Annotated in this window: 13 protein-coding genes; 1 reads left to right on the forward strand and 12 read right to left on the reverse strand. The window is 61.1% G+C overall.

What is annotated here, in order from left to right:
• Window positions 1–38: 38 nt before the first annotated feature.
• From GO499_RS14820 to GO499_RS14850, 7 genes are all read right to left on the reverse strand, one after another.
• Window positions 39–662, reverse strand: coding sequence for an HAD-IA family hydrolase (locus GO499_RS14820; protein WP_161862907.1), 624 nt, complete (start codon window positions 660–662; stop codon window positions 39–41).
• Window positions 659–1810: an MFS transporter gene (locus GO499_RS14825; protein ID WP_161862908.1), complete on the reverse strand. Its 1152-nt coding sequence runs from the start codon at window positions 1808–1810 to the stop codon at window positions 659–661. The genes GO499_RS14820 and GO499_RS14825 overlap by 4 nt, the downstream gene beginning before the upstream one ends.
• Window positions 1811–1942: 132 nt before the next feature.
• Window positions 1943–3067: a flagellar basal body P-ring protein FlgI gene (locus GO499_RS14830; protein WP_161862909.1), complete on the reverse strand. Its 1125-nt coding sequence runs from the start codon at window positions 3065–3067 to the stop codon at window positions 1943–1945.
• A gap of 1 nt (window position 3068) precedes the next feature.
• Window positions 3069–4079: a flagellin gene (locus GO499_RS14835; protein WP_161862910.1), complete on the reverse strand. Its 1011-nt coding sequence runs from the start codon at window positions 4077–4079 to the stop codon at window positions 3069–3071.
• Window positions 4080–4082: 3 nt separating this feature from the next.
• Window positions 4083–5549 carry a flagellar hook-associated protein FlgK gene (flgK, locus tag GO499_RS14840; protein WP_161862911.1) on the reverse strand — a complete coding sequence of 489 codons (1467 nt, stop codon included), beginning with the start codon at window positions 5547–5549 and terminating at the stop codon, window positions 4083–4085.
• 26 nt (window positions 5550–5575) lie between these two features.
• Entirely contained in the window at window positions 5576–6874 is a 1299-nt protein-coding gene (locus tag GO499_RS14845; protein ID WP_161862912.1) for a flagellar hook protein FlgE, read from the reverse strand.
• 94 nt (window positions 6875–6968) lie between these two features.
• On the reverse strand, window positions 6969–7805 hold the full coding sequence (locus GO499_RS14850) for a flagellar motor protein MotB (protein ID WP_161862913.1): 837 nt from the start codon (window positions 7803–7805) through the stop codon (window positions 6969–6971).
• 200 nt (window positions 7806–8005) lie between these two features.
• On the opposite strand from GO499_RS14850, the gene GO499_RS14855 reads away from it, so the two are divergent.
• On the forward strand, window positions 8006–8959 hold the full coding sequence (locus tag GO499_RS14855) for a flagellar motor switch protein FliM (RefSeq protein ID WP_161862914.1): 954 nt from the start codon (window positions 8006–8008) through the stop codon (window positions 8957–8959).
• Here GO499_RS14855 and GO499_RS14860 read toward each other — a convergent pair.
• From GO499_RS14860 to GO499_RS14880, 5 genes are all read right to left on the reverse strand, one after another.
• Entirely contained in the window at window positions 8946–9950 is a 1005-nt protein-coding gene (locus tag GO499_RS14860) for a P1 family peptidase (RefSeq protein ID WP_161862915.1), read from the reverse strand. The genes GO499_RS14855 and GO499_RS14860 overlap by 14 nt on opposite strands.
• Window position 9951: 1 nt before the next feature.
• On the reverse strand, window positions 9952–10302 hold the full coding sequence (locus GO499_RS14865; RefSeq protein ID WP_161862916.1) for a cupin domain-containing protein: 351 nt from the start codon (window positions 10300–10302) through the stop codon (window positions 9952–9954).
• A 10-nt stretch (window positions 10303–10312) separates the two neighbouring features.
• Window positions 10313–11053, reverse strand: coding sequence for a glucose 1-dehydrogenase (locus GO499_RS14870; RefSeq protein WP_161862917.1), 741 nt, complete (start codon window positions 11051–11053; stop codon window positions 10313–10315).
• 62 nt (window positions 11054–11115) lie between these two features.
• On the reverse strand, window positions 11116–11859 hold the full coding sequence (locus tag GO499_RS14875) for a rhomboid family intramembrane serine protease (protein ID WP_161862918.1): 744 nt from the start codon (window positions 11857–11859) through the stop codon (window positions 11116–11118).
• Window positions 11856–12512, reverse strand: a complete 657-nt coding sequence (locus GO499_RS14880; protein ID WP_161864003.1) for a YggS family pyridoxal phosphate-dependent enzyme — start codon at window positions 12510–12512, stop codon at window positions 11856–11858. Before GO499_RS14880 ends, GO499_RS14875 begins: the two co-directional genes overlap by 4 nt.
• Between the last annotated feature and the right edge of the window lie 108 nt (window positions 12513–12620).

A 12620-nucleotide genomic window follows, 5' to 3' on the forward strand; every position in this document is an offset into this window, starting at 1 on the left:
GGCGTGCCTTTACGCCTTCATTCCCTGTTCCGCAAGCGTCAATCGAGCGGTACGGATACCCCGAAGTATCGGTCCACAGCCTGTGCCAGACCTTCCGGGCCATCAAACCGATGCCCGATCCAGCCACGAGCTTCGGCTGCAGCGATGTTGTCGGCCCTGTCGTCGGTGAAGAAAAGCTCCGAACCCGCAAGCCCGCTCTCCTCCTCCACCATTTCATATATCCGTGCGGCTGGTTTGATCACCTTCATATGACCGGAAATGAACCGCCGGTCGAATTCCTTCAGCTCCGGATAGCAGGTCTCGGCATGCGCGAAGCTCTCTACCCCGAAATTCGACAGCGCGAACACCGGGACGCCCGCCGCCCGCATGTGGCGCAGGATCTTCCAGGAACCGTCGATCACCGGACTGGCCATTTCGATCCAGCGGTCATGCCACATGCGGATATGGTCGCCGTGGTGCGGAAACTTCTCGGCCGTCGCATAGACGGTTTCCCGGAACGGGGCACCGCAGTCGATCCGGTCGTTCATACCGTGGAGGTCGACCTTGGCAAACAACGCTTCGCGCGCCTCTTCGCTCATCAACTTGCCGTACAAGCGCTCCGGGTTCCAGGTGATCAGCACGTTGCCGATGTCGAAAATCAGTGCCTTGGGAGTCGTCGTCATGCTTTCTCCAGTTTTGGAAATGCCATTCTGCGCAACTGGATAATGGGATAAAGCCCCAATGGTGTCAGTAGCAGCAAGGCATTCCCGAGCCCCAGAAGGGAGCCGAGCACACCGATCAAAGGCGGCCCGATCAGAAAGGCCGTGAAGGCCGTCATTGTAAGGGCGGCAATGTTGCGTTCCGCACTCTGACCGGGAAGATCGCCAATCAGGGATACCGTCAACGGATAGATATTGGCGCATCCCAAACCTAGCAGGACCGCACCAAACAGCGCCACCGGCAATCCATCCGCCAGCGCGAACAAGAAAATGCCGCATCCAGCCAACACAGCGGACACGTTCAACACCGTGTAAGGGCCGAACCGTTCCGCCAGACCATCGCCCGTCAGCCGCCCCGTGCCCATCCCTATCGAGAATGCGGAGAACACAAATGCGGCCGCCACGGTCGACAGCAGCACTTCGCCCCGCAGATACAGCGCCGACCACTCCATCATCGCGCCTTCCAGAAGCAACGCCCCGATTGGCATCAGGCAGAATCCAAGCGCTGCGCGGGTTGGCAGCGCCATGCCCCGTTTCTCTGGCGTCGCCGGCCTTGGTCCCTCCGGTTCCAGCTGCGTGCCGAGATACCAGGCCGCAGCCGCCAGAGGCGGTGCCAGTAATAGTTGTTGCGCGAGAAAACTCAGCCCTACCTCGGCCGCGAACCCGCCAAGCATTGCCCCGAGCATGCTGCCAAAACTCCAGAACGCATGACACCGTGTCATTACCCTCCGGCCGTGCGCCTTCTCCATGTTGCTCGCCTTGGCGTTCATGCCGACCTCGACCGGCGCGATCACCAGGCCACAGGCAAGCAGTGCTGCTGCGAGCAATACCGCGTTCGGCGCGAGCGCTGGCAGGATGAACGCCAGGATGAATGCCGCGCCCCAAAGGGCCACCACCCGTCGCGTGCCCAATCGCGCCAGTACCGCAGGTGCGTATGTAAATCCGATGAACGTGCCTATCGGCAGCATGAAGAAACAGACGGACAGCGTCAGGAGGCTGACGTCGAGCGCTGCCTTCACGTCGGGGATGCGGGGAAACCACAGGGCAATGCCAATGGCATTCAGCGCAAAGACGGATTGCAGCTTCAAACGGGAAAGGGCGAAGGCGGACATCGGATTTCTGTGCTCGGAAAGGGTGGCACTCGGGCCGGAACCTGCCCACCCCTACCATTCCGTGACGCAAACGCAATCGGCAAGCCGCGCCGCGCACCATGAAATTTTTACGGCATCCGGGCCGAGGCAGCACTATTGCACGATGAACTCCGCGTGCAGTGCCCCGGCCGCCTTTATGGCCTTCAGAATATCGATCATGTCTCGCGGCGAGACGCCAAGCGCATTCAGCCCGGCGATCACTTCCGGCAGGCTGACGGACGTCTCTACCATCGCCAATTGTGTCCCCGGCTCTTCGTTGATTTCCGCTTGGGTGCGCGGCAGGATGATCGGCGCGCCTTCCGGCGCAAACGGGTTCGGCTGCAGGGCAAGCGGTGCTTCCTGCACCCTTAGCGTCAGGTTGCCCTGGCTCACCGCTACGCGGCTGATTTTCACATCGGCCCCCAGCACGATCGTGCCGGAACGTTGATCGACCACCACCCGCGCTTTCTGCGCCGGTGCGACCTCGATGTTTTCAACGGTACTGATCAGTTGTGGCAGCGACGGCAATCCGCGTTGCGCAAGATCGAGTTGCACGGTGCCGGAGTCCAGCATCCGCGCCACAGGCCCGCCGATGAAGCCATTGATCGCCTGTTCGATACGAGATGCCGTGGTAAAGTCTGGGTTGCGGAGGGCCAACCTCATCACGGTCACATCGGACAATTCGAAGTCGATCTCCCGTTCGATCCGTGCGCCGGCAGGGATTACACCGGCTGTCGGCACACCTTGCGTAACCGCCGCACCATCACCCTCCGCTGTCGCGCCGCCGGCAATAACGGACCCTTGCGCAACGGCATAGATCTGACCATCGGCCGCGTTCAGTGGTGTCATGATCAGCGTACCGCCAAGCAGACTGCTGGCATCGCCGATTGTTGAAACCGTTATATCGATCTTGCTGCCGGCGCGCGCGAACGGCGGTAGTGCCCCTGTCACCAGCACCGCGGCCACGTTACGGGCGCGAAACTGCTCACCGGTAACGTTGATGCCCAACCGCTCGAGCAGATTGACCATCGCCTCCTCGGTGAAAGGAGAGTTCCTGAGTCCGTCGCCGGTACCATTGAGCCCGACAACCAGTCCGTAGCCGACGAGATCATTGCCTCGCACGCCATCGAATTCCACCAGATCCTTGATACGTGCCTGCTGCGCCAGGCAAAGCCCTGGCACCAGCAAGATCAGGAAAGCGATAGTCCAGACGTTCTGTCTGAAACGAACAATGGTCATGTCACCTCAGAAAATTGGTCAGCCTCAGGTTGGATATACGCGAGGCAACGGTGTAGGCGGCAGTCAACTGGTTCTCCAGCGCCAGAAATCGAGTCGCGGCTTCGTAGGGATCCACTCCGGCGAGATCGGAGCGGGAGAGTTCGAGAGCCGACTTCTGCGTTTCGATGAAGGATTGCGTTCGGGCGATGTTCTGCTCTTCCACGCCAAGATGCGCCCGCAGGTCCACCGTATTCTGGCGGGCGTTCTCGATCACGCCCGCCGCACTGGTAAACACCGCCGTCTTGTCGGTTGGCGAAGACGCAAACACCGTGCTCTCGAAACTCGCGGCAATCGCCAGGCCCTTCAGCATGTCCCGGAACGGTTGGGCATCGCCACGCAACATGTAGTCGATGCGGTCTCCATCCGGGGTCAGCACGCCCGGAGCGTCCTCGGTCGAACCAAGATAGATCATCGTCTCGAAGTCGCCGCCGGGATCGTCGAAATATGAATCGACGTCGGCAATCGCAGTCGTCGCGTCGGGTGCGGCATCTATCAGCGCCTTGACGTCTGCCAGAATCGTATCGGCCGACGCAATTGACTGGTTGCCCTCCGCCGCACCGGAAAACAGGAACCTGCCACCGAAAGAACTGTTGAGGGCGCCGACGACAGCATCCAGTGCCTGTCCGGCAGCACGCGCCACCTGATCGGCAGAAACGAGATCGCCCCTGCTGATGGCCGCACCCAGATCCAATCCGATGTCACCGCCACTGTCCTGAACGACGCCCAAAGCAATCTGGGTAATGTCGGCCCGGTTCTTTGCCTGAACAAGTCCCCGGCTCTGCTCGGCCAACAGCTTCAGTGACCGGTCGATGGCAAAAACCTGTTCGACGTTGCCGCCCGTTGCTTCAATAATGTCGGATTGCAAACCGGTGGTCATCTCGAAACCGGCCGCCTCCATGGCGCTGCGCAAATCGCGGGACTGTCGTTGCAATGCAAGGGTCATGGACAGGTCAGATAGAGGCAGATTGGGCATGTATCAGATCTCCAACAGGCGGCTGATCAGTTCGTCGGTCACCGAAATTACACGCGCATTGGCCGCGTAGGCCTGTTCTACCAGTATAAGTTGTTGAATTTCAGCATCTGTGTCGACGCCGGACTGGCCGCTCTCCGCCTCGCGCAGCGTGTTGAGATAGGCTGACGCATGGCTCTCAAGCCGTTCACTCTGCAGTTTGGTCGCAGCTAGGCCGGAAGTAAGCTCCGAGGCGATGCTGGCCACGGTGACAGGTGGCGTGATCTCCAGGGCGGCCGGTGCCGGATTCAGGCTGGTCGCCGCACTCAGTAGGTTGCCCAGAATTGCGGACGACGAGACATTTCCCTGCGCCGCTGCATTTATGCCATCCCTCAGGCGCCAGAGGTCACCGCCCGCTGCCGGGTCGACGGCGGAATTGAGAGAAATTCTACGGGCCAGCCCGATCTGGTTGAGAGCGTCATAGGCAGAACCGTTGTCAGTGAACAAGCCCGCGTCTCCTGGCGCCAGCGTCGGGTCGAGAGCCGGGTCTTCGAACCGCTGGATCAGGTCTTGAGCCAGCGCATCCAGTTTGTCATTGAAGGCTGGCGTCACGACATCTCTGATCTCGAAGAGAGCACTGAGAGAACCGCCATCAAGCCTGCCGGTGCCCGTTCCATCGCCGATCCGAACGGCCTGACCGTTCTGGCTCAATTCCGAAAGTGACCCGGCAGACAGCGTCATATCGGGAGTGATAAGACCGGAAGCCGTGAAATCCAGTTCGCGCGCAGACGGATCGAGCAGAACGCCGCCCTCCCTCGTGAAAACGGCGATGGATTGGTAGTCGCGTTGGACAATCCGAAGCGGAACGATGGAGGAAAGACTGTCGATCACCTGGTTGCGGGTGTCGACCAGTGAGGACGTATCGTTGCCGGCAATTGCCAAGGATTTTATGTCGGCATTGAGCTTCTCGATCGCTCTCAGCCCGTCGTTGAGGGAAGTCACCTGGCGGGCAATTTCCGCATCCGCATCCTGCCGCACCTCACGCACGGTATTCGCGACGTCGTTGATCGTCTTCGCATAGGTCTTTGCCGTGCTGGCAAGCGCCGCCTGCCCGGCCGCCGAGGCAGGATCGTTCGCGGAGCCGGTCAGGGCGGCGAGGAAATCGGCAGCGGCCGAAGCCAGTCCATAGTCATCACCCGGCAGACCAAGGGCTTCGGTCAACCGAGACAGTGCCCCTGTCTGCGCTCCTGCAAAACCGGCTTCGGCATCGGCGAGGCGACGGTTGGCCAAGGTGACCGCGTTGCCATTCAATGTCACCCCCGCCACGGTAACGCCGGTTCCGCGACCATTAACCTGAGTCGCTACCAGTTCGACGCTGCGGCGAGTGTAACCGGGTGTCTGGGCATTTGCGATATTGTTGGCAATGATCTCGGCACTGCGGGAGGCCGCATTCAGTCCCGACAATGCGTTGGTCAGTGCGGAAGAGATGCTCATGTCCGTTCCTTCTCAGTTACACGTCGTCAGCGTTTCAGGTTGGTGGTTTCCTGTAGCATCTCGTCGACCGTCTGGATGACCTTGGCGTTCGAAGAATAGGCGCGCTGCGTCTGGATCAGACTGGTCAGTTCCGCAGCGATATCCGCGGTGGATTCCTCACGTGCATATCCGATCACCTCTCCGGTCGGACCCTGCCCAGCGTCCCAGAGGTACAGCGGGCCACTGTCGTCGGAGATGCGGAACGCCTGATTATCCACTGCAGTCAAGCCATTGGGATTGGCAACATCCACGAGGGGCACCTGATAGATGATCCGGGTGAAGCCACTGTCGTAGGACGCCACGACATAGCCGTTCTCGTCCACTTCCACTGACGTGAGGTTGCCGACGGGTGAGCCGTTCTTGGTTATCTGCGTCGGTGCGAATTCGGCCGAGAGCTGGGTCAGCGCATCGGAAGTTCCAATCGCGCCGATGCCGAGTTCTATTGGCCCCCGAGCAACGTTGAACGTGGCGACTCCAGCGGCGCCGTCATAGGCCCCCGTCGCCGGAGTGACAGCCAGGAGCGAGCCACCGTTCCCTGTGGAATTGTCGAACTGCAAATCATATTCGGCCACCACGGCACCGCCCTGCGCGCCATCGGTTATGACCACATTCCAAGTGTCGGATTGCCCCACAGCGGGAATGTCCGGCGTGAAAGTGAGTGTCAGCGTCTGAGACGCGCCGACATTGTCGAAATACTCGATCGACAGGTCGATGGGATCGCCTGTTGCGCCAGCCTGCGTTTCGTCCGCGGGAAGATTGGCTCCGAGCGAAATCTCCGTCGTGGGGCTGGCAGTGAACTGGTTGCGGTTGATGATGATTGGCTCCAGGCCGGCCGAACTGTCCCGCGGAACGTTGGGAATGTTACCGTCGCTGTCCGCAGGGAAACCGGTCAGCACCAGCCCGCTCTCGGAGCGCAGGTAGCCCTGGTCATCAGGACGGAACGAGCCGGTAGAGACCATAATGAGCGGCAGGGACGTATCGTCACTTTCCACCGCAGCAATCGTCGTCACCGGCAGCATCCCGCGCCCTCCGACCGCGAGATCGGTCGAGTTGGACGTGGAAACCAGCGTGCCACGTGATTCGACCTCCCTGTAGGCGTCGATCGTCACACCGCCGGCTGAATACCGCCCGGAGTTCTGGGAGATGACAACGGAAGAGAAGTCCACGTCCGCACGTTTGTATCCGAAGGTGCTGGCATTGGCGATATTGTCGGAGATTGTCGCCAGCCTGCTGGCATTGGAAGAAAGCCCGCTGACGCCTGCATTCAGTGCGGAGGAGATACTCATGTCTCATTTCCCTTTCGAGGTTCGTGGCCCAAGACCTGATGGCCGTTATCGGCACAAGCCCTTAAGAAGCCACTAACTCTAAAACCCAGTGCATCTACCCCTCCGCTTCGGAGCCGGATCGCAGCACCGTTATCTCGATGCGGTTGTTCCGCACGTCAAAGGGATCCTCCTGTTGGAGGTCCCTGTCTGCCATGCCCGCAACCCGGGCGAATCTCGTCTGGGCCACCCCTGCCCGGCCCAGCAATCCGCGGCTCAAGAGCGCCCGGCGTGTTGAAATGTCCCAACCCTTGAATTCCGGGCCGGACAGCGGGACAGAGGTGATGTGCCCGGCAACGGAAATCCGGTTTTCGACCAGATTGACGACATCACCGATCAGAATCATCAGGGTGCGCATGACTGCTGTTTCCGCGTCGGTTTCCGCCTCGAACAGCGGCGACCCCTCAATATCGAAAATCTCGATCACCAGGCCTTCATCTGTCACCCTCGTCCGCACATGCTTCAGAATTTCGTCGGCCAGCGCACTCTCCCCGCCCAGCGCTTTCAGGGCGGCCTGAATCTCTATAAACGCTTCCTCTGGAACATCGGCGCTGTCGGAACCGGTTTCCCCCTTGGCCAGCGATTGTGCCGACGGCCTCTCCTTGGTCGCGCCACTTCCGTTCTGGGCAAGCGTCTCCTCGGACTTCTGAGAAGGGCCGCCGAAGGGCCCGTCGCCTCCACCGGAAGTACGGTGAACCGGGATGGACGGATTGAAGTAATCGGCCAAACCCTTGCGCTGGTCTTCCGTTGTTGCGTTCAACAGCCACATCAACAGGAAAAAGGCCATCATCGCGGTCACGAAGTCCGCATATGCCACTTTCCAGGCGCCACCATGGTGCCCACCGGCGATGACTTTCTTGCGTTTGATGATTATTGGACGAACGTCGTCGGCCATCCGGACACCCCTTTAACTACCCGGGATTTCTTTTGGCCGGATAGCGTTACCATCGGGTTAGGGAAATGCGCGGAAACAGGAGATCGCGGCGACAGCTTTCATAAAATTAATCCCACAATTCCTCCGCTTAATCCTTTGTGAACCGGAAACCGCAATCCTGACCGCGGCCCGTAAACACCCAACCCGATGAAAGTGCCTGCATGTCCGAGTCCGTCCTCGCCAAGAAACTCAGCAACCGGAGCGTTGGCCGCTCTCCACTGCCGGATCTGGAAATCATCGGTGAAACATTCGGCCGGATCCTGGAGGACCATCTGCGCCCGCTGTTGAAAACGATTGTCGGGGCCTTCATCATGGACTGCGAGATCACGAAACTGGCGGAAGTGGTCGATGCCATTCCGGTGCCTGCCATGCTCGGCGTGATCGAGAGTGACAGCTCCGACAGAATGGCGCTGGTCAATCTCAGCGCCGATCTCGTTTATCATATCGTCGATATGCGCATGGGCGGCGACCCCACCGTTTCGCCGATGGTCACCACGCGCAGCTTCACGGCGATCGACGTGCAACTTTGCATGGATGTGTTTGATCGCGTCTTGCGCGCTTTCGAACTGGCGGTGGAGGAAAACGTTGGCGTGCCGCTGAAGACAAACCTCAAGGTCACGGGCCACAAGCAGGATATCAACACTGTCCGGATTGCCCCCAAAACCGCCGATGTCGTACTGTTGACTGTCAGTCTCGATATCGGCGAAGCCGCGCGCAGCGGTGAATTCAGCCTGATCGTGCCCCTGTCCATCCTCGATATGCTCAAGGCTGCGACCATGCAGGCGGACATGACCGAGCACATAGACGACAACGACCTCTGGCTGCAGCAGATGCGAATGTCGGCCACAAATGCCGAAATTCCGTTGCACGCCATCCTGCATACCCTGAAACTGCCGCTCGCCAGCGTCAGGGAAATCAAGGTGGGGAATGTCCTGCCGATTCCGCGCGCGGCGCTTCAGAACATCACCATGGTTCAAGCCATAGGCAGCACGCGTGAAAGCGAACTGGCAACCGGCAAGCTTGGCGCATTCGACAACCAGAAAGTCGTAAAACTCAAGGAGGATCCCCGCCCGGAACTCAGGGGCAGCCTCACCAAGATCGTCAAGTCGGGCTAGAGGCCCAGACAGGCATCGGGTCGCCCGGCATTGGCCGCGCCGCGTGGACGCCCCGCGCTACGGCACGCGCCAGAACCACGGCAGCGGCATGGCCTAGTTCCAGTGCATCGACGCCCGGCCGCGACACTGGCCTGGCTCCCGTTGACACCGCGAACACCAGGTCTCCGTCGAACGGTGTATGTGAAGGCTGGATGGCCCGCGCCAGCCCGTCATGCGCCGCCACCGCCAGCCGCGTCAGTGCCGCCTTGTCCATCGCACAATCAGTGGCGACGACAGCAATCGTCGTGTTCGCCCCCTCCCCCCTGTCCAATGCCATTTTCGTGTGGGCGGCGGTCAGAGGCGCAAACGGTCCCGGCGGCACACCCAGACCGCCGAACTCCTGGCCAATCTCGTAACCAGCCGCCCAGAACCGTCTCTCGCCCGGCGGCGTCACACAGCCCACCGGGTTGACGACCACCAATGCACCGACCGTATAGCCACTGGCCAGCACGGCGGAGGCGGAGCCAAGCCCACCCTTCAGACGCGCCGTCAGCGCCCCCGTTCCGGCCCCGGCTGTTCCCAGCGCGAAGTCGCCACCCGCCGCCCGGTACGCCTGCCGCCCCAGAGCGGCGTAGGGGTTCGCCTGCCAGTCCTTGCGCCCTCCGTTCAACAGATCGAAAATGATGGCGCCCGGCACGATCGGCACTTTCGCTGGCCCGACAGCAAAGCCGCGCCCGTCTGCCCGCAATCCATCCATCACGCCGGATGGCGCATCCAGTCCGAACGCCGACCCGCCCGACAGCACCAGTGCATCCACTGCCGGCACCGTCTTGTCCGGTGCCAGCAGCGCGATATCCCGCGTTCCAGGTGCGCCCCCACGGATATCCACCGCCGCCGTGAACGGCGCATCGGCGACAAGGCAGGTAACCCCTGACTTCAGAACATCATCCTCGGCATTGCCGACCCGCAAGCCTTCGACATCGGTAATCAGGTTTCGGGCTCCCGGCTGCATATCAGATCGTCTCTTTGGTGACGGCGGTCGCAGGATCGCCCGTGTTCGGCGTATTTCTCGGCTCGATGATAAGCAGATGCGCCTCTTCGCGCGCCACGGGCCGATGCTCCACCCCCTTCGGGACAACAAACATCTCTCCGGCCCGCAGCGTTACCGTTTCCGCCAGCATCTCGATGTCGATCTCGCCTTCCAGCACGAGGAACAGGTCATCCGTGTCCGCGTGATCGTGCCAGACGAATTCGCCTTTCACCTTCACCACCATCAGATCGTTATCATTGTATTGCCCGACAATTCTCGGAGCCCAGTGTTCATCGAATGACGCAAGTTTCCCTGCCAGATTGATTGCCTTCATCACCCGTTCCTCAGATACAACGCCCGCCATCGACTTCCATGGCCACTCCAGTGATCATCCCGGCCTCGTCGGAACACAGGAAGGTGGCGGCGTAGCCGAGATCTTCGGGGGTGGAGAAGCGGCCGATGGGAATGGTCGCCAGAAACTTGGCCCGCATTTCCGGCGTGTCCTCGCCCATGAAACTCTTGAGCAGCGGCGTTTCGCCCGCCACCGGGTTCAGAGCGTTCACGCGAATGCCGAACGGTGCCAGTTCCACCGCCATCGCCTTGGTTGCCGTGATCATCCAGCCCTTGGAGGCATTGTACCAGTTCAGGTTCGGGCGCGGCGAAACTCCCGCCGTAGAGGCGATGTTGAGAATGGCACCTGAACCGGCCGCCTTCATTCTGGGCACCAGATGCCGGGCACACAGGTAGACAGATTTCGCATTGACGGCCAGCACACGGTCGAACTCCGCCTCCTCCACGGTCTCCATCGGCGCTGGCAGGTGGGTGATACCGGCATTGTTGACGAATATGTCGATCCCGCCCAGCGTCGCCTCTGCCGCCTCGATCATGGAGGCCATGCTCTCGTTCTCGGAAACATCAACCTGCAGCGCCGCCGCTCCCACGTCCTTGGCCAGTGCCTCGGCGGCGTCAAGGTTGATGTCTGCCGCCGCGACATCCGCACCCTCGGCCACGAACCGACGCACGATTCCGGCCCCGAATCCCGATGCCCCGCCAGTCACCACGGCCCGCTTGCCCTGCAATCTCATCCTTTTAACTCCCACCCCGTTTCCTGCAGTGTCGGCGGATTTCGCGGCGTTTCCAACCCCGCTCAACGCCGCCGCACGCGCGGCACTGTAGAAAGGCGCGAATTCGCCCGGCTGGGACGGTGATCGGGGTGCCCCTCCGTCCGTCGCCAGTATGCCTGCGCCCCGCGCCGCTGCCATGGGCGGTATGCCAGTGCCAGTCCGGCCACGAAACCGCCTGCATGCGCCCAGTAGGCAACGCCCCCGCCCGTCCCCGGTGTCGAAACTCCGCTCCAGACCTGTAGCCCGAACCAGACAGTCAGCACCAGCCATGCGGGCAGGGCGACAACGCGAAAGAAGATGATGATAATGAACAGAACGTCCACCCGCGCCCGTGGGAACAGCAACAGGTATCCACCCATCACCCCGGCAATCGCGCCCGAGGCGCCGACCATCGGAACCGGGCTGAACGGGCCCGCGGCGAACTGCGCCAGCGCTGCCGCCAATCCCGCCAGCAGGTAAAAGGCCAGAAATCCGAAATGACCGAAAAGATCCTCCAGATTGTCGCCAAATATCCACAGGAACAGCATGTTGCCGATCAGGTGCAGCCAACCGCCGTGCAGGAACATCGACGTCAGAAAAGTATGAAACCCCTCGCCATACCAGAGCCGCGCCGGGATCAGCCCGTACTCGCCGAAGACGGCAAAGGATACCTGCGGGTCCGACAGTCGGAACCCGTAGCCGAGAAAGACAATACAGTTGATCGCGATCAGCGCTACCGTCACGACCGGCAACCGGCGTGAAGGGTTGTGGTCGCGGAGCGGAATCACCGCGCGTATGTCCTCTCGCCAAAAATGGCGGAGCCAACGCGCACATGTGTCGCGCCGAGGGCGATGGCCGATTCAAAGTCGCCACTCATGCCCATCGACAACCCTTCGAGCCCGTTACGCGCGGCAATCTTCGCCAGCAGTGCGAAATGCAGGCTCGGCTCCTCGTCCACCGGTGGGATGCACATCAGGCCCATTACCGGCAGATCCATGCCTCGACACAGTTCCACAAAAGCGTCCGTGTCTTCCGGCAGCACGCCTGCTTTCTGCTCCTCCGCCCCCGAATTCACCTGCACGAACAAGTCTGGGCACCGGCCCATCGCCTGCGCCTGATCTGCGATCTTGCGCGCGAGTTTTTCCCGATCCAGTGAATGGATCGCGTCGAATAGCTCCATCGCCTGCTTGGTCTTGTTGGACTGCAACGGCCCAACCAGATGCACCGAAATTTCCCCGTAGGCCTCCCGAAACCCCGGCCATTTTCCAGCCGCTTCCTGAACCTTGTTCTCCCCAAACAGCCGGTGACCGTCCGCCAACACAGCCCGCACGCGCTCATCCGGTTGCACCTTGGAAATCGCGATCAGCTTCACGCTGCCGGGTGCACGGCCGGCCTTTTCTTCCGCCGCCGCAACCCGTGCCCTGATTTCAGCAAGCCCCATACTCAACCCTCCGTCTTTCGCCCCACACCTAGTGCGAAATTCAGGCAAACCGAACCCCCTTTTCGCGATTCCCGCGCAATGGCGCACTTGTCGGTTTGACAGCGTCGC

This window comes from Algicella marina (genome assembly GCF_009931615.1).
GTDB lineage: Bacteria > Pseudomonadota > Alphaproteobacteria > Rhodobacterales > Rhodobacteraceae > Algicella > Algicella marina.

Excerpts from the sequence above, each read along its gene's own strand:
- GO499_RS14855 (WP_161862914.1), top strand. The coding sequence starts at position 8,006 with ATGTCCGAGTCCGTCCTCGCCAAGAAACTCAGCAACCGGAGCGTTGGC.
- GO499_RS14850 (WP_161862913.1), bottom strand. The coding sequence starts at position 7,805 with ATGGCCGACGACGTTCGTCCAATAATCATCAAACGCAAGAAAGTCATC.
- GO499_RS14820 (WP_161862907.1), bottom strand. The coding sequence starts at position 662 with ATGACGACGACTCCCAAGGCACTGATTTTCGACATCGGCAACGTGCTG.
- GO499_RS14830 (WP_161862909.1), bottom strand. The coding sequence starts at position 3,067 with ATGACCATTGTTCGTTTCAGACAGAACGTCTGGACTATCGCTTTCCTG.
- GO499_RS14860 (WP_161862915.1), bottom strand. The coding sequence starts at position 9,950 with ATGCAGCCGGGAGCCCGAAACCTGATTACCGATGTCGAAGGCTTGCGG.
- GO499_RS14865 (WP_161862916.1), bottom strand. The coding sequence starts at position 10,302 with ATGAAGGCAATCAATCTGGCAGGGAAACTTGCGTCATTCGATGAACAC.
- GO499_RS14880 (WP_161864003.1), bottom strand. The coding sequence starts at position 12,512 with ATGGGGCTTGCTGAAATCAGGGCACGGGTTGCGGCGGCGGAAGAAAAG.
- flgK (WP_161862911.1), bottom strand. The coding sequence starts at position 5,549 with ATGAGCATCTCTTCCGCACTGACCAACGCATTGTCGGGACTGAATGCG.
- GO499_RS14825 (WP_161862908.1), bottom strand. The coding sequence starts at position 1,810 with ATGTCCGCCTTCGCCCTTTCCCGTTTGAAGCTGCAATCCGTCTTTGCG.
- GO499_RS14835 (WP_161862910.1), bottom strand. The coding sequence starts at position 4,079 with ATGCCCAATCTGCCTCTATCTGACCTGTCCATGACCCTTGCATTGCAA.
- GO499_RS14870 (WP_161862917.1), bottom strand. The coding sequence starts at position 11,053 with ATGAGATTGCAGGGCAAGCGGGCCGTGGTGACTGGCGGGGCATCGGGA.
- GO499_RS14845 (WP_161862912.1), bottom strand. The coding sequence starts at position 6,874 with ATGAGTATCTCCTCCGCACTGAATGCAGGCGTCAGCGGGCTTTCTTCC.